The 16186-nt window shown below is 48.8% G+C and carries 15 protein-coding genes; all 15 read left to right on the forward strand.

The features are described from left to right. Positions 1-171 precede the first annotated feature (171 nt). The 15 genes from HP401_RS04285 (at position 172) to HP401_RS04355 (ending at position 16186) form a co-directional block, all read left to right on the forward strand. Positions 172-744, forward strand: coding sequence for a TetR/AcrR family transcriptional regulator (locus HP401_RS04285; RefSeq protein WP_173604199.1), 573 nt, complete (start codon positions 172-174; stop codon positions 742-744). 59 nt (positions 745-803) lie between these two features. Continuing rightward, complete coding sequence (locus HP401_RS04290) at positions 804-2690, forward strand: alpha/beta fold hydrolase (protein WP_173604200.1); 1887 nt, start codon at positions 804-806, stop codon at positions 2688-2690. Positions 2691-2921: 231 nt separating this feature from the next. Next, entirely contained in the window at positions 2922-3857 is a 936-nt protein-coding gene (gene nikB / locus HP401_RS04295; protein WP_015893375.1) for a nickel ABC transporter permease, read from the forward strand. 1 nt (position 3858) lies between these two features. Beyond that, a complete protein-coding gene (locus HP401_RS04300; RefSeq protein WP_041749656.1) occupies positions 3859-4713 on the forward strand; it encodes an ABC transporter permease in 855 nt (284 codons plus the stop codon). A 37-nt stretch (positions 4714-4750) separates the two neighbouring features. Next, a complete protein-coding gene (locus tag HP401_RS04305) occupies positions 4751-5740 on the forward strand; it encodes an ABC transporter ATP-binding protein (RefSeq protein WP_087348871.1) in 990 nt (329 codons plus the stop codon). Then, on the forward strand, positions 5737-6699 hold the full coding sequence (locus tag HP401_RS04310; protein WP_173604271.1) for an ABC transporter ATP-binding protein: 963 nt from the start codon (positions 5737-5739) through the stop codon (positions 6697-6699). The genes HP401_RS04305 and HP401_RS04310 overlap by 4 nt, the downstream gene beginning before the upstream one ends. Positions 6700-6720: 21 nt before the next feature. Beyond that, entirely contained in the window at positions 6721-7827 is a 1107-nt protein-coding gene (locus HP401_RS04315) for an aminopeptidase (protein ID WP_173604201.1), read from the forward strand. A gap of 17 nt (positions 7828-7844) precedes the next feature. Next, complete coding sequence (locus HP401_RS04320; protein WP_064202045.1) at positions 7845-8873, forward strand: dipeptidase; 1029 nt, start codon at positions 7845-7847, stop codon at positions 8871-8873. Next, a complete protein-coding gene (locus HP401_RS04325) occupies positions 8870-10183 on the forward strand; it encodes a helix-turn-helix domain-containing protein (protein WP_173604202.1) in 1314 nt (437 codons plus the stop codon). Before HP401_RS04320 ends, HP401_RS04325 begins: the two co-directional genes overlap by 4 nt. Before the next feature lie 160 nt (positions 10184-10343). After that, on the forward strand, positions 10344-11984 hold the full coding sequence (locus HP401_RS04330; RefSeq protein ID WP_173604203.1) for an ABC transporter substrate-binding protein: 1641 nt from the start codon (positions 10344-10346) through the stop codon (positions 11982-11984). A gap of 36 nt (positions 11985-12020) precedes the next feature. Beyond that, positions 12021-13490: a serine hydrolase domain-containing protein gene (locus HP401_RS04335; protein WP_173604204.1), complete on the forward strand. Its 1470-nt coding sequence runs from the start codon at positions 12021-12023 to the stop codon at positions 13488-13490. Further along, a complete protein-coding gene (locus HP401_RS04340; RefSeq protein ID WP_173604205.1) occupies positions 13487-14617 on the forward strand; it encodes a mandelate racemase/muconate lactonizing enzyme family protein in 1131 nt (376 codons plus the stop codon). The genes HP401_RS04335 and HP401_RS04340 overlap by 4 nt, the downstream gene beginning before the upstream one ends. A gap of 12 nt (positions 14618-14629) precedes the next feature. Then, positions 14630-15094 (forward strand): GNAT family N-acetyltransferase, encoded by a 465-nt coding sequence (locus HP401_RS04345; RefSeq protein WP_173604206.1) that lies wholly within the window; start codon positions 14630-14632, stop codon positions 15092-15094. A 229-nt stretch (positions 15095-15323) separates the two neighbouring features. After that, positions 15324-15683: a GIY-YIG nuclease family protein gene (locus HP401_RS04350; protein WP_173604272.1), complete on the forward strand. Its 360-nt coding sequence runs from the start codon at positions 15324-15326 to the stop codon at positions 15681-15683. Positions 15684-15706: 23 nt separating this feature from the next. After that, positions 15707-16186: a DUF6530 family protein gene (locus HP401_RS04355; RefSeq protein WP_173604207.1), complete on the forward strand. Its 480-nt coding sequence runs from the start codon at positions 15707-15709 to the stop codon at positions 16184-16186.

Below are 16186 nucleotides of genomic sequence, written 5' to 3' on the forward strand. Positions count from 1 at the left end.
CTTCTTTGAGAACCTTCCGCCCGTAGGGTGGCTTTGGCTCGACGGTCCCCTTTTTGAAGTGTAGACGGACAGTCAATCCCCCTTGCGGGCGTGTCAGAGTCGAAGAGAACTGCGCTTTTTCTTCTCCTCCACTGATTGACAATCCCTTACTAGTACTATATAGTACTAATCATGAAACGAACCTCAAACCGTGACCATGTCATCGCCACTGCATCTAATTTGTTTTTGCAAAAAGGAATCATGAATACCAGCATGGATGACGTCGTAGCACAGAGCAAAGTCTCCAAGTCCAACATTTACTACCACTTCAAAAGCAAGGAGGAGCTCGTCGTAGCTGTACTCGGCTACAGAATCAACGTCCTGAGAGGAGCACTGGAAGCCATCTTGCAACGGACAGACCTGTCTGTTTCCGCACGGGTAGGGCTGATTTTTACCACCATCGCAGAAGAACTGGAGGGCCGCTCCTGTGTAGGAGGCTGTCCGATCCTTTCCTTGCTGTCGGCACAAATACCAGAGGTCAAAGCGCGAATCAACGAGTTCCTGATCGAATGGCAGAACCTAGCGGAAAAGCTGCTCGTGGAGGGAATCGCCCGTGGAGAATTCAAGGAAAATATCTCGATTAAGCAAACGGCAGTCTTGTTCGTGACCATTATGGAGGGAGCGATGCTCATGGCTGAATCGCAGGGTCATGCACAGGTACTCGTAGGCGCAGGTCAGACACTTCTACACTTGATTCAAGTGTAGGATTTTTTTGAAGTGAATTAGTACTGAATAGTTCTATAAATATAAAGGAGGCAGAAACAATGGCTGTCGTTTTTGTAACAGGTGCGACTGGATTTATCGGCAAGGAGTTAACAAAGCAGCTGGCCCGGTCCGGTCATACCGTACTGGCGCTGGTTCGTTCGCCCGAGAAGTGGGATGAATTGCTGATGCAGATGACACCTACAGAGAGGTCTAATTGCAAGGCCGTGCGGGGTGATTTGCGAAAGGAGGGCTTGGGATTATCAGCGAGCGATTACGAGCAGGTATTGCGCGCAACTATTATCATCCATGCAGGTGCCCCGATGGATATTTCGCTGGATGAAACGGTGGCGAGGGAATTGATTTTACAAGGAGCAAGTCACCTTGCAGCACTAGCGAATGAATTGCATAAACAACAGCGTCTACAAAAGCTGATTCATATCGTTGGCTACATGAGTCCGTTTGACGATGAGAGTGGAAAGCTGGCGACAGATGTTTTTGCGCCAACCGATTTTTATCAAGAGGCAGGGGGCTACGAGAAATACAAGTTTCTGGCAGATCTATACCTCAGACAAGAGGCGTATCAAAAAGGAATGCCGCTGGTCGTGGTAAATCCGTGTACGATCATAGGCCCGCGAAGCACCGGGAACACAGAACAAACAGATGGATTCGGGCTCGTGATCAGCTCCATGCGGCGTGGTAAGATCCCTGTTCTTCCCGGTGGTAAGGAGTGGTGGCTGCCCTTGCTTTCCGTCGACGATTTTGCCCAGGTCATTGTGGGGATTGTAGAGACAAATCACATCGAGCATCAAACGTATTACGCCTTAAATGAGCGGAGTGCCACGCCAGCTTTTTCAGAGCTGATTTCGTTGATGGCTAAAGAATTACGGATGAAGCCACCAACCATTCCTTTCCCGGTATCGGTCTTGAAAAAAATTCTCCATAACGGCGGCAGCCGCTTGCTCGGGGTACCTGCCAATTCGATGGATTTTCTCGTAAAGAAAGACTTCCCGCTCGCTCCCTTTCAGCAAATGAAAGCGAAAAAAAGCATCGATGCATACGACGTAGCGGCGTATCTTCCCAGTGTGATTGCCGATCTCGACTACCGTTTGTCGGTCAAGGATCAGAAAGTACCTCCTTGCTTTCACCGAGAGCAAATCGCAGGCATGGCCGCGTACAAGAAAGAAGGCTCGGGTACTCCGTGGCTGCTCGTGCACGGGCTTTTCAGTGAGATGAGCGATTTACTCCCGCTCGCTGAACAGCTGGGTGAACAGGAAGTATGGTTACTGGATTTGCCCGGATTTGGCAGATCGCCCTATCACCATCACGAAAAACCGCTCGAGGGCTTTATCGAGGCAGTGGCCGAGGCATTGCGACAGCTGCCATCTCCGGTTCATCTTGCAGGACATTCATTTGGCGGGCTTTTGGCATGGGAGGCAGCAAAGCGAGTACCGGAAAAAATCGAGAAGCTATACCTTTTGCAGCCACCCCTGCATGCCCCGAAGTATTCTCGGCTGCAGGCGGGATTGGGGAAGAGTCCAGCCCTCCTTCAGCTTTTTTTGCAAAAGCAGTTAACGTCAGCCAAATTGGAAAAAGCAATGCTTGAGCAAGGGGTATTTCAGTCTACGTATGAAATGCCAAAAGGCTATGTAGAAAAGGCAGGGAAGCTCCTGCAATCCCCGCGCATCAGCAAGACGCATACAGACGTGCTGCGCTACTTTATGAACGAATTCCGGCAAATGGCGGTAGCGACACAGCCTCTCCCTTTTCCAGCCCAGATCGTATGGGGAACTCAGGATAAAACGTATCAGCTGACAAAAGGAGCAGAGGATGCATTCAGGAAAGCGAATGTAGAGATTGAAAGGCTCTCCGTTGCTCATCATTTTCCCCTCAGTCATCCACAGCTAACGGCAAACGTATTGCTACAGATGAGGCACGGCAAGGAATGACGACGGAACGATTCTTCAGAAGGGCATGGTAGAAAGGGACCATGCTCTTTTTGAATGGGGTGAGAAAAAACAAGTTGAACTTTCTGTGAATTTGGAATAGACTATTTTTAACTAATAACGACACTATAACGACAAGTGACGTTAGTGGAGAAAGAGGGAGGAGAGCAAAGTGCAGGAGCGCAACAAGAAGAAGCTAGTTCATACCGTTTCTCACATCTGGGTGAAGACCTCATGAAGCAGTATATTGTGAAGCGCCTATTGTCGGGCATCATTGTCCTGTTTGGACTCTCCGTTTTTACGTTTTTGCTCATTCATCTCATCCCCGGAGACCCTGTGCGGATCATGCTGGGGCAGCGGGCGACTGTAGAACAAATCGAGTCGCTTCGAGGAGAGCTGGGCTTGAACAAGCCTTTGGTAGTCCAGTATCTCGACTATGCTTCTGGCGTTTTAAAAGGAGATCTCGGCACTTCCCTGAAAACGGGTCGACCTGTCAGCACAGAAATTGCTGATCGTTTTCCAGCGACAGCAAAAATGGCAGTAGCCAGCCTCGTAGTGGCAGTTGTGATCGGTATCGGGCTGGGTGTCCTAGCGGCAAAATACAAGGATACACCCATCGATGGAGCGATTATGACCTTTTCCACCTTTGGGATGTCCATACCCGGCTTTTGGTTAGGTTTACTCGTCATCCTTGTATTCTCCGTCCATTTGGGCTGGTTTCCGATTGCGGGAGGAACGGGGTTAAAAGACATGGTTCTTCCAGCGTTTACCCTGGGGACATTGACGGCGACGGCACTCAGCCGACTCACTCGTGCTGGCATGGTAGAGGTTTTGTCCAATGACTATATCCGAACAGCACGTGCGAAAGGGATGAATGAACGAGTTGTGCTGCTGCGGCACGCTTTTCGCAATGTGATGATTCCAATTGTGGCTGTCATTGGCTTGGAACTCGCTGGCTTGCTTGGTGGGGCTGTGATTATCGAGCAGGTTTTTGGCTGGCCGGGAGTGGGGACTTTGGCGATTCAAGCAATTAGCTCGCGGGATTTTCCGATGATTCAAGGAACGACGCTGTTTATCGGAGCGGTGTATGTCCTCGTTGTCATTTTGATTGATGTCCTGTACGCGGTTCTCGATCCTCGCATTGATTACGCCGCGAAGGAGGGGGTATAGCATGTTCTGGAGCAGACAATGGTCCATGCCTCGTTTCGAATTATTTGAGAAGATCATGCAGCAAAAGAAAGCGAAATACAGCTTCCTGATGATGCTCTGCATTGTTTTGCTTGGAATCATCGGGCCGTGGATTGCTCCGCATGATCCCACGAAAACGTACTACGAAGCATTTATGCAAGGCCCGTCGAAAGACTTTTGGCTAGGGACAGATGCGATTGGCCGCGATATTTTTTCCCGGATGCTGTACGGAACACGAGTGACAATGACCGTAGCTGTGCTGGCGTCTGTCATGACGTTTGTAGCAGGAACGCTGATTGGTGTGACATGCGCTTACCTCGGAGGAATTGTTGACAATGTGATCATGAGAATCATGGACATCATGCTGGCGTTGCCCGGCATTGTGCTGGCTCTAGCCATTGTCGCTGTACTCGGACCGAGTCAGGAAAATGCGATGATCGCGATCGGAATATCATCGATCCCGGCCTTTTCGATTCTGATCCGTGGTGCGGCACTCTCGATTAAGCAATCCGGTTATGTGGAAGCAAGTCGCTCCATCGGCAGCTCGAATTGGTGGATCATTACGCGCCAGTTCATTCCGAACATCTCGAATGTACTGATCGTCTATACGACCATGTTTATAGGTAGTGCCATTTTGGGGACCTCGGCACTGGGCTTTATCGGTTTGGGTGCGCAGCCTCCTACACCAGAGTGGGGAACGATGCTGAATGAAGGGAAAAATTACTTGCGAGAAGCTTGGTGGCTCGCGACTTTTCCCGGTCTTGCGATTACGGCAGTCGTTTTTACGGTGTATTTGCTGGGGGATGCTTTGCGCGATATCTTTGATCCCAAAGCATAGTTGACGAGCTTCCGTTCCCGAAAAAGGAGTGAGTAACGTGACAAACATGTTGGAAGTGACAGGATTGACTACCACGTTTTCAAAAAATGAAAGGGCTTTCAAGGTGGTGGACAATCTTTGTTTGCAGGTCAAAAAAGGTGAATCGGTCGGGATTGTCGGAGAATCAGGATGTGGAAAAAGCGTTGCCTCCCTATCCATGATGCGCTTGCTCAGTAAAAACGGAAGCATTGAAGGCCGTATTCAACTGGACGGAGCCGATCTCTTGCGCTATAGCGAAAAAGAGATGCAGAAGATCAGAGGAAAAGAGATCGCCATGATCTTTCAGGAGCCGATGACTTCGCTGAATCCCGTACTGACTATCGGCAAGCAATTGAGCGAAGGACTGGAAAAGCATGAGGGCATGAACCGAGCCCAATCGAGACAAAGAGTGGTCGAGCTATTGACGCAGGTAGGCATTTCGCGTGCCAATGAAATCTATCACGAGTACCCGCATCGTCTGTCAGGGGGGATGCGACAGCGCGTGATGATCGCGATGGCGATTGCCTGCCATCCAAAGCTGCTGATAGCGGACGAACCGACGACTGCACTAGACGTAACGATCCAGGCGCAAATATTGGATGTCATGAAAAAAATCCAAAGAGAGCTGGGCATGTCGCTCATCATGATCACGCACGATTTGGGCGTCGTCGCCGAGACATGCGACCGGGTACTCGTGATGTATGCCGGGCAGGTCATTGAAGCCGCTGATGTTCGCACACTGCTGCGCAGCCCCAAGCATCCGTACACCGTGGGCTTGATCAAATCAACGCCACATAACGCCAAAGGCCTGAAGAGATTGCACAGCATCGCGGGAAGTGTGCCGACCCCTGATCATTACCCAAAAGGATGTCGTTTTGCTCCGCGATGCGAGAAGGCGATGCCTATTTGTTTGGAACAAAATCCCCCGTTACTGGATGTTGATCAGCAGTCGGAATGCCGCTGTTGGCTGTATCGAGAGAACAGGGAGAGCACGGCGGTGAATGGATGAAGACGCCTCTTTTGCAAGTGAAGAACCTGAATAAGAAGTTCCTTGTCCGCAAAGGGTGGTTTCAGCCGCCGAGTTACGTGCATGCCGTTCATGGAGTGAACATGACTATCAACGCAGGTGAAACGCTGGGAATCGTGGGAGAGTCGGGATGTGGCAAGTCAACGCTGGGCAGATGCATTTTGCGCTTGATCGAGCCGACAGACGGCGAGATCGTGTTCGAAGGTCAAAATATCCGCAGCTTACAGAAGCCAGACATGAAAAAGCTGCGGCGTGATATGCAAATGGTGTTTCAAAATCCATTTGATACCCTCAATCCAAAGCTGACGATCCAACACATTTTGTCAGAGCCATTGATTGCCCATGGTATTCAAAAACGCGAGCGAACAGCCATGATCGAGGAGACACTGGAGATCGTCGGTTTGAACAAAAGTCATTTGTCGCGATATGCCCATGAGTTTTCCGGAGGACAAAGGCAAAGAATCGGAATCGCTCGCGCCTTGATGCTCAGACCAAAGCTCATCATCGCTGACGAACCTGTGTCCGCTTTGGATGTATCGATCCAATCGCAAATTCTCAATTTGCTTCAGGATTTGCAGGAGCAGTTTTCGCTCACGTATCTTTTTATCTCGCATGATTTGAGTGTCGTCGAGCATATCGCCGATCGGGTAGCGGTGATGTACTTGGGAGAAGTGATTGAGCTAGCGAAAAAAGAAGAGCTGTTTCAACGTCCGATGCATCCCTACACACAGTCGCTTCTCTCCGCCATTCCTATCACAGATCCTGACGAGAAAAAAGAACGGATCATGTTAACAGGGGATCTTCCGTCTCCATCAAATCCGCCGAAGGGCTGCAAGTTTCATCCGCGTTGTTGGGCATGCATGGACGTGTGCAAAACAGAAGCCCCTCTATTAACAGAAGCAGACGGCAGACTGGTTGCGTGTCATCTCTATGAAAAATAAGGGAGCAGGAGTGATAGATAGATGTTGGACCCACGTCTTACGAAGCTGGCGAATGTGCTGGTAAATTACTCTACAAATGTGCAGCCGGGAGATAACGTGCTGATCGATGCGATGGAGGTGGACGCTGCTCTGATAAAGGAGCTTGTCAAAGCAGTTTCGCGAGCAGGCGGACATTCCTTTGTGAACCTGCGTGAATCCTCGATTAGCCGTCAGTTATTGTTAGCGGGAACAGAGGAGCAATTCCGTCTAGAGGCAGAGATGGACAAAGAACGAATGGAAAAAATGCAAGCGTGCATCATCATCGAGGGTGGGCTGAACATCAACGAAATGTCTGATGTCCCGGGTGAGCAGATGAAGCTGGCTACATCCTTTTCCAAAGAAGTAAGTATCGTGCGTCTCAAAAAGAAATGGGTCTATCTCCGTTATCCGACGCCTTCCATGGCGCAGCTGGCGAATAAGAGTACAGAAGCGTTCGAACAGTTTTACTTTGATGTCTGCACAATGGATTATGCCAAAATGGCAAAAGCCATGCAGCCGCTCAAGGAACTGATGGAGCGAACTGACCGCGTGAAAATCACGGGACCTGGCACAGAGCTGACCTTCTCCATCAAAGGCATTCCAGCGATCCCGTGTCCGGGGCAATATAACATACCAGACGGTGAAGTGTTTACGGCCCCTATTCGCGATTCGGTGAACGGTGTCCTATCGTTTAACACGCCTTCGCCTTATCAAGGCTTTACCTTTGAAAAGGTACGGTTGGAGTTTGTGGACGGGAAGATCGTTCATGCCACAGCCAATGACACGGAGCGCTTGAACAAAATTCTGGATACGGATGAAGGTGCCCGGTACATTGGGGAGTTTGCTTTGGGGGTCAACCCGTTCATCCGGGAGCCTATGCAGGATATTTTATTCGATGAAAAAATCGACGGTAGCTTCCACTTTACCCCGGGCCGCTGCTATGACGAGGCATCCAATGGCAACAAGTCAAACATCCATTGGGACATGGTCATGATTCAACGCCCGGAGTACGGTGGCGGTGAGATTTGGTTCGATGACCACTTGATTCGCAGAGACGGACGCTTTCTTTTACCGGAGCTTGAACCACTTAACCCGGAAAACCTGAAATAACAGGGGGAGCATGAGGCATGACACATGGAATCGACGGGCATTTTGACCTTTTGCTGGATGTTGCCATTCAGCGGGAATATGGCAGACGAAAAGTGATTGAAACGGATTATTTGCCTGATTTCGTCGCGGGCGGGGTGCATACAGTTGTCGCAGCGATTTATATCGACAACAAATTCCTGCCGGAGATGGGCTTGAGAAAAGCACTGCAACAAATCAGCGCGTTGCACGCAGAGGCAGATGAATCGCCTGATAAAATCATGGTTTGCAAAAGCGTGAGCGACATCGAGACCGCGAAGCGACAGGGGAAAATTGGTTTTGTGCTCTCTCTGGAAGGCGCGGAACCGTTATATAATGATCTGAGTATGCTCCGTGTTTTTTACGAGCTGGGCGTACGCCTTTTGGGTCTCGTGTGGAGCAGGAGAAACTTCGTTGGAGATGGCAGTCATTTTAGTCCGGTACGGGAAGGGCGCAAGGGAGGGCTCACGGAGTTCGGTATCCGCGTCGTCGAAGAGGCAGAAGCAATGGGCATCATCATTGATGTCAGCCATCTGAATGACGAAGGCTTCTGGGATCTGATCGAGGTAGCGCGTAAACCCATCATCGCTTCTCATTCCAACTGCCGGACATTAGCGAGCTCCATGCGCAATCTGACAGATGAGCAAATCAGAGCGATCGCATTCACCAACGGCGTAATTGGCATCAATGGCGTCAATCTATTCGTAGCGGACACAGACGACCAGGCTGATATCGAGCACATGATCAACCACGTCGATCACATCGTGAAGCTGGTTGGGGTTGAACACGTCGGACTTGGTCTGGACATCATCGAGCCATTTATGAAATACGATTCTCCCAATATGTTTATCCAACCAGGACGCAAAGATTTTGATGTCGTAAAAGGACATACAAAGGTTCCAGAGCTTGTGCGTGCCCTTGCCAAAAGAGGGTACAAGGATGAAGCGATTGAGCGTATTTTGGGCAAAAACTTCATCCGCGTGTTTAAGGACGTCTGGAAATCAAAGAGAGATGAGGAGGTGGAGCATTGACCATTACGATAGCGGTAATCTCTTCGGAAGAATTTTTGCCAAGGATCTTGAAGCATACCCAATCCATCGATTACATTCAACTGACCTCGTATACGTACCAGAACCCCAAAGAGAGCGCTGCGTTGGTTGATCAAATCCATGACTGCGACGTGCTGCTTTTTGCTGGCCCACTTCCTTATTTTTTTGCCAAGGAAAAGGTAGAGCAAAAGAAGCTGCCTGCCGTGTACATCCCGATAGATGAATATACGATTTCCCTTTCTTTGTTTCATACCTTGCTGAACGTACCAGGAGGACTGGACCGCATCTCAATAGATTTGCCAAAGGCGGAGTATATTGAGAAGGTCGCTGATGAATTGGGCATTATTTCTACGCCTTGGTATGTAAAAGACTACAGTGAGATTATTGAAGAAGGCGGGACGAAATTTGACGTAGAGGAGATTATTCAGTTCCACAAGGAGCTTTGGGAACAGAAACAGAGCCATTTTGCTTTGACTGGTGTTGATTACGTATATCGTCAATTGCGTGAGATGAACATCCCTTCCGCATCGCTGGTTAGTCCCGATAAAAATATTCGCGATGCCGTCAATCAAGCGATTGCTTATGGTCAATTGAAAATTAGCAAAAACTCGCAAATCGCTGTGGGAATTGCAGCGATCCAGCAAAATGATGGTCCGCCAGTAGAAACACAGTGGCAGGATGCGACGATTATTTTGCTGCAAGAGCTGCTGGAGCTCGTCAAAGAGACGGACGCTTCCATTCAAAAATTGGGAATGGATCAATTCATCATCTATGGCACGAGAGGCAGTATCGAGCAAATGATTGAATATGGGAAGATCATGCAAGTATTGGGCAATGTCGATCTGCTGGCCAAAGTGACGGTTGCCATCGGGTTTGGTTTTGGTCTAACTGCGAAAGAGGCCGAAGCCAACGCACGCATAGCGATTTATCATGCCCAGAAAACAAAGGAAAGCAGTGCGTACTTGGTAACAGATGAAAAAGAAGTGATTGGACCGTTGAACACTGAATCGAAGACCTTCCAATTAAAAAGCGAGAACAAGGAAGTGCTGGAGATCGCCGAGAAGACTGGCGCAAGTGTCGCTACGATCACGAAAATCATGCAGTATGTCAAACTTCACCGCGATAACCGCTTCACCGCTTCCGATTTAGCCGAGTACCTCCAGATCAGTCGCCGCAGCTCGGAAAGAGCCTTGAAAAAGCTGATCGAGCATCAGGTCGTAGAGATCGTCGGAGAAGAACAGCCGTATCAGCAAGGACGCCCGCGGGCTGTGTATCGCCTTAATCATCCGTGATTCTCCTCATGTAACATCAACCTGTCCCGGTTTTCCGTTTACGAAGGCAATCCGGGACCCCCACATCTCTCATCTAAGAAGCAATCCGATCTAATTAGCGACTATATACCGACATAAGTAGGCTTCGAATGGAAAAGACTCGAAAAATGGAGGTCGCGACATGCTATCAGAACGGTTAAAGGGCCAATTTTGCAGCGTTTTACTCATTTGTGTACTCGTCTTTTCCATCGTTGGCTGTAGCTCTGCTCCCACTCCGGCTACAGACGGGAAGCAAGCAAATCAACAAGCAAAAGTCTCCCAGCCCAAAAAGGGTGGGACGATCACCATGGGCTACCAGATGGAGCCGGATACGCTGGACCCGCAAAAGACGTCGTTGCCAGCGGGAAATTTTGTTGGGGGCTTGTTGGGAGGAGCTCTGCTGATCCTCGATCCCTTTACGTTTGAGTTGAAGCCGCATCTGGCTGAATCGTACACGATCTCGGAAGACGGCAAGACCATGACGTTCAAGATACGTTCTGGCGTGAAGTTCCATGATGGAACACCGCTCACTGCGGAAGTTTTTAAGCAAAGCTATGAACGTGCACTCGATCCAAAAACAGCCTCACCGGTTACAGGACCGGACGTATCTTCGATCAAATCCATTTCAGCTCCTGATGATTCCACATTGATCTTTCATTTGGATGAGCCCTCCCCTTCGTTACTTTCTAACTTAACATATAGCGGCTACCAGCAACCTATTTCCATAGAGGCACGAAACAAATACGGAAATGAGCTGGGACGCAATCCTGTGGGGGTAGGTCCGTGGAAATTCGAGAGCTGGAAAACAGGCGAATCAATCACACTGGTACGAAACGACGAGTATAAGTGGGCAGCTCCTTTTGCTCTGAATCAAGGACCTGTAAGACCCGACAAGTTCGTTCTGAAATTTATTCAAGACAACCAGACCATGATGGCTGCTCTCGACAGTGGGACGATTGATATTGCCACTGTACCCCCGAAAGACGCGAAGAAATACAAGGATCACAAAGATTTTACGGTGTTGGAAGGAATGCAGCCTGCAGAGTTCTTCATTGGGATGAATCTGGAAAATGAAATCTTGCAGGATGTCCGCGTGAGAAAAGCACTAAACTTGGCGATCAACAAAGATGCATTGATCATGGCAGATCTGCAAGGAGAGGGGGTGCCTGTCTACGGGCCGATCCCACCAACGATGATCGGATACGATGCGGCAGTAGAGCAGTACGGCTACAAGTACAATGCTGAGCAAGCCAGACAAATGCTGGATGAAGCAGGATGGAAGCCAAACGCGCAAGGGATAAGGGAAAAGGATGGAAAAACGATCAGCCTGACAATGCTCATCGAAGATACAAATCCCGGGCATCAGTTGGTGCAAAGCATGTTCAAAGAGATTGGTGTCGAAGTGCATATCCAAAAGTATGAATCAGCGACAGCTCTTGAACAGGCATTGAAGGGCGAGTTCGATTTGTTCTCAACGAGTCATGGCAGTGTCGATCCAGATATTTTGCACTTGTTACTGCATTCGAGTCAGATTGGGGGCTTGAATTTCTTTCGCCTCAGTGATCAACAGCTCGATAGTCTGTTAAATAAAGGACGAACGACAACAGATCAAGTACTGCGACAGCAGGTCTTTGCAGACATTCAAAAAAGAATCGTGGAACAGGCCTATTGGATTCCGCTCTATTCCGCAAAAACATTCGTGGTCGTCAGTAACCGGATTCAAGGCCTCAAACCAAATCCATTAGCCTCCTTAATTATTCAGGACATGTGGGTGAACGAGTAGGGCATGGTATGACAACATTCGAAAGAGGTGGAAAAAATGAGACAGCAAGGCTGGTTAGTAGAATGGGAAGAACTGGTTGAAAAAGACATGAAGGAAGGCAGAGTTCCGGGCTTCGTCATGGGTGTGAATTTGAATGGACAGAGCCTGTTTCGCAAAAGCTTTGGCTATCGTGATCGTGAAAAGGAACTCGAAATCACGCCAGATACCGTGATGGGATTGGCTTCCGTTACGAAGTCCTTTACATGCATGGCGATCATGCAGCTACAGGAAGCGAAGAAGCTCTCTGTTCATGATCCGGTAATCAAGTACCTCCCTGAGTTCCGTACCCCGGATCGTCAAAAAACGGAGCAGATGACAATCCACCATTTTATGACGCACACGACGGGCATGCCGCCTCTGCCCATTGATAACCTGGCGATTCGCAACTCCATGCTCGATGACATGCCTGACGAGGATAACCCGATTCACCGGTACTTGAAAAAGGAGTACCAGAAACCGATCTACACATTCGAAGAGCTGATGGAAGCTCTTGCCCTGGCGGATTATGAACTAGTGGGCTCTCCAGGACAATTGTTCAGCTATTCAAATGATTGCTATTCTCTCCTGGGAGCGGTCATAGCCAGAGTGAGTGGGAAATCGTATGACGTTTATGTCAAAGAGCATATTTTGGAACCAGCAAACATGAAGAGCAGCACCTTTCTTCTGAGCGATCTGCCACACCTACCGGATGTAACGACCATCTATCATTTTAAAGAGAGCAATGGTGTATCTGAGATTTACCCTGATCCAAATTGGGAGGATGGGCTACTCGTAGCGGCATCGGGACATTTGAATTCAACAGTGCATGACATGTTGAACTACGCTGAAATATTCCGTACGGGCGGATGTGTGGGCAAAGAACGGATTTTATCTGAGGAGAGCGTCAAACAAATGATCTATCCGCATGTCCAGAACAGCTACGGAAGGTATTACGGATATGGCTTATCCATTCAACCCGACTACTATGGGGGTACCTTGATCAAGCACGGTGGAGCGATCAAAGGTGTCGCTGCCCATTTAGCGATTGTTCCAGAGCGGGGAATTACTTCCATGGCTTTGGCCAATTTGATCGGAAGCCCCGTCGAAAAAGCCACATTGACAGCACTCCATGCCGTAGAAGGGCGTCCATTGAATACGCCACAGTACCAATTCGAGACATACAGCGTCCCTCTTGCCCAATTAGAAGAGTATGTCGGTCGATACGTCAGTGGGGAAGGCGTGGATATCATCGTATATCTGGTAGAGAATGTCCTGATGATGATAGATAAAACGTCGGATGTGTTTGGTGGAGGAAAACAACTGAACTGTCTATTGCGACCAATTGGGGAGCATCAATTTATCACCGATAGAGAGGGAAGCGAGCTGACAGTTGGCTTTGTAAAAGGCGAAGATGGCACTGTTAAAGCCATGTCTCTTTATTATCGAATCATTCCACGAGTAGCTGCTGCGGAGGAGAGTCGAGTATGAAAATAACGTCAGTAAGGGTTCATGCCATAAGGTTGCCGCTAAAACGCCCATTTATCATCGCGTACGCCTCCTATGAGGATATGCCGTCCATTATTGTAAAAGTGGAGACAGACAATGGCCTGGTCGGGCTAGGAGAAGCGGTACCGGATCAAAATGTCACCGGAGAGACATGGGAGTCTACCTATACAATGCTCGTTCATAACTTGGCGCCTGTTGTGATCGGTGAGAATCCGTTTGATATCGAGAGAATCCACGAGAAGATGAACCAGGCTGTATGGGGAGTACCAGCAGCAAAAGCCGCCATCGATATCGCTTGCTATGATCTGATGGGCAAGGCGGCTGGTCAACCCGTTTACCATTTCCTGGGAGGAAAATATCACACGACTCTTTCCTTCCCGTATGTGTTAAGCATTTTAGAGCCAGAGGTCATGGCAGCTGAAGCTAGGCAAGCAGTGGCAGCCGGGTATGACTCGATCAAAATAAAAGTGGGAGCTGATCTTCAGACAGATATCCAGCGAATCCGGGCTGTTCGGCAGGCAGTTGGTCCTGACGTAGGGTTGCGGGTGGACGCCAACCAAGGTTGGGAGAACCGTGCGAACTCCTTGCTTGTTATGAAACAGATCGAGGATTGTCACATTGATTGGATGGAGCAGCCTGTCTTGGCAGATGATCTTGAGGCTCTGGCTGATATTCGCAAGCAAACGACTACTCCAATTATGGTAGACGAGGGACTGCACGGGACAAAGGAAATGCGGGAAGTCATCGCGAAGAAAGCTGCAGATAAAGTAAACATCAAACTCATGAAAAGTGGAGGGATTTATCCTGCTCTCAAATTGGTGAATCAGGCGGAAATGGCCGGGATGGAGTGTCAGATCGGTTCGATGCTGGAGTCCTCGATTGGCAGTGCAGCTGGTGCACATTTGTCACTGGCGAAGAAAAACATCATTTCCAATGAGTTGGCAGGACCTACGTTCATTTCGCGGGATGTGGCGGAGCTTACGATTCACGGAAGTCAGATTGTCGTGACAGATCAGCCAGGCTTAGGCGTAGAGCTAGACGAAGCAGTGCTTGCCGACATAACGGTTAAGTCAGAGCAGGTCATCGGAGCGAAGCGGCAACCCGTATAGGGAGAGGACTGAATGCAAAATACGCGCATAGAAATCGTCGAGGCATTGACAGAGAGCCAGCTTCAGATGATCAAGGCAATGGAGCAGGAGGCTTTTGGCCCACATGGAGCGATTGATGAATGGGTGCTCGTACCACTCGCGAGACATGGCTGTGTTGCACTTTTTATGGAAGCAGAGGAGGAATATCCTGTCGGGGTATGCCAGCTCTTGAGGGATTTTCGTCAGCCGGACAAATGCTACATGTATGGGTATTACATCCGGGCAGATCGTAAAGGGATGGGGTATGGGTTCTCTTTCTTGAACCGATTGCTGGAGCAGCTGCGTGAGGATGGGTTCCGTCAGATTTGTCTAACTGTAAGCCCTGATAATACTGGAGCAGTCGGACTCTATCAAAAAGCAGGCTTTGCGGTTATCGAGACACGGATTGCGGAATATGGCAGTGGAAACGATCGCTATTATATGGTGAAAACGTTATAGAAGGGGAGTCTCTACAAGCATTTTCGTAGACATTTTTCACTATTGTTTGTTGGAGATTCATTGGCCCTGTACTCGTTGTAACCCGACCCAAATTAGGCACCGGACATGTTCCGGTGTTTTTTTTGTGCACTTGACAATTATAAGACGATGAATCATTATGTTTATTAAATAATAAACAAAAACTAATTTTGTCTAGTTTAACCCATTCATAAAAACTGGGGGAGAAATGATGAATCGAGAAGAACTGAAACAACTGTATAAAGAATCGGAAACGCAAGGAGGGGTGTATCAGATCAAAAACACCCATAACCAAAAAGTCTGGATCAGCGCCACCCGCAACCTCAAGACGATGAACGGAAAGCTGTTCACTCTCAAAATGGGTTCGCATATAAACAAGCAGCTTCAACAGGAATGGAATGAATACGGAGAAGAGGCATTCGTCTTTGAAGTGTTGGAGGTTTTGAAGAAGAAGGAAGACGGATTCTTTGATGAAAAGGATGCCCTGAAGAAACTGGAACAAAAATGGCTCGACCAGCTCCAGCCATACGGAGAGCGTGGATACCACCAGGAAAAAAAGAAAGAGCAATAATCAAACGAAAAGAGGGAACGAAAATGAAAATACCTACGAACTTGAACCATAAGCCTGTTGTCATGTCGGATAACTATGAGCGTGTTGATGGTCGATTCGCCAGGAACACAGATGCGAAAGCACTTTCTCTGGGAGTGGCAGAGGGCAGCTCCAGAAGAAAGGTCGATCTATCTGCCAAAGTATGGAGATACACGGGAGAAGAATGGTCGAAACAATCGGAGGAACTGCCTCTCCATCGCGTTCTTGATATGTCCATACTGATTTGTCGGTCTTTGGCCCATTTTCGCGACGCATACAGATATGAGCATTATTATGACCCGCAGGAGCCCGTCATCGACCGAGTTGCCCTGCAAGGGGATGCAATGAACGTGGCGATATGTACGGACAATGAGAGTCTTCATGAAGATATTAAGCTGTTCAGCCAAGCGCTGAGTAACGACGATGAGATGATCAGCGAACGTCTGCGCACATTATCAAAACTATTAAAGGATATGGGGTATTAA

Origin of the sequence: Brevibacillus sp. HB2.2, assembly GCF_013284275.1 — a bacterium.
Taxonomy (GTDB): domain Bacteria; phylum Bacillota; class Bacilli; order Brevibacillales; family Brevibacillaceae; genus Brevibacillus; species Brevibacillus brevis_D.

Bases quoted from the DNA above. Each gene is read 5' to 3' on its own strand.
- HP401_RS04300 (WP_041749656.1), top strand. From the start codon at position 3,859: ATGTTCTGGAGCAGACAATGGTCCATGCCTCGTTTCGAATTATTTGAG.
- HP401_RS04320 (WP_064202045.1), top strand. From the start codon at position 7,845: ATGACACATGGAATCGACGGGCATTTTGACCTTTTGCTGGATGTTGCC.
- HP401_RS04330 (WP_173604203.1), top strand. From the start codon at position 10,344: ATGCTATCAGAACGGTTAAAGGGCCAATTTTGCAGCGTTTTACTCATT.
- HP401_RS04340 (WP_173604205.1), top strand. From the start codon at position 13,487: ATGAAAATAACGTCAGTAAGGGTTCATGCCATAAGGTTGCCGCTAAAA.
- nikB (WP_015893375.1), top strand. From the start codon at position 2,922: ATGAAGCAGTATATTGTGAAGCGCCTATTGTCGGGCATCATTGTCCTG.
- HP401_RS04285 (WP_173604199.1), top strand. From the start codon at position 172: ATGAAACGAACCTCAAACCGTGACCATGTCATCGCCACTGCATCTAAT.
- HP401_RS04355 (WP_173604207.1), top strand. From the start codon at position 15,707: ATGAAAATACCTACGAACTTGAACCATAAGCCTGTTGTCATGTCGGAT.
- HP401_RS04310 (WP_173604271.1), top strand. From the start codon at position 5,737: ATGAAGACGCCTCTTTTGCAAGTGAAGAACCTGAATAAGAAGTTCCTT.
- HP401_RS04335 (WP_173604204.1), top strand. From the start codon at position 12,021: ATGAGACAGCAAGGCTGGTTAGTAGAATGGGAAGAACTGGTTGAAAAA.
- HP401_RS04345 (WP_173604206.1), top strand. From the start codon at position 14,630: ATGCAAAATACGCGCATAGAAATCGTCGAGGCATTGACAGAGAGCCAG.
- HP401_RS04350 (WP_173604272.1), top strand. From the start codon at position 15,324: ATGAATCGAGAAGAACTGAAACAACTGTATAAAGAATCGGAAACGCAA.
- HP401_RS04290 (WP_173604200.1), top strand. From the start codon at position 804: ATGGCTGTCGTTTTTGTAACAGGTGCGACTGGATTTATCGGCAAGGAG.
- HP401_RS04315 (WP_173604201.1), top strand. From the start codon at position 6,721: ATGTTGGACCCACGTCTTACGAAGCTGGCGAATGTGCTGGTAAATTAC.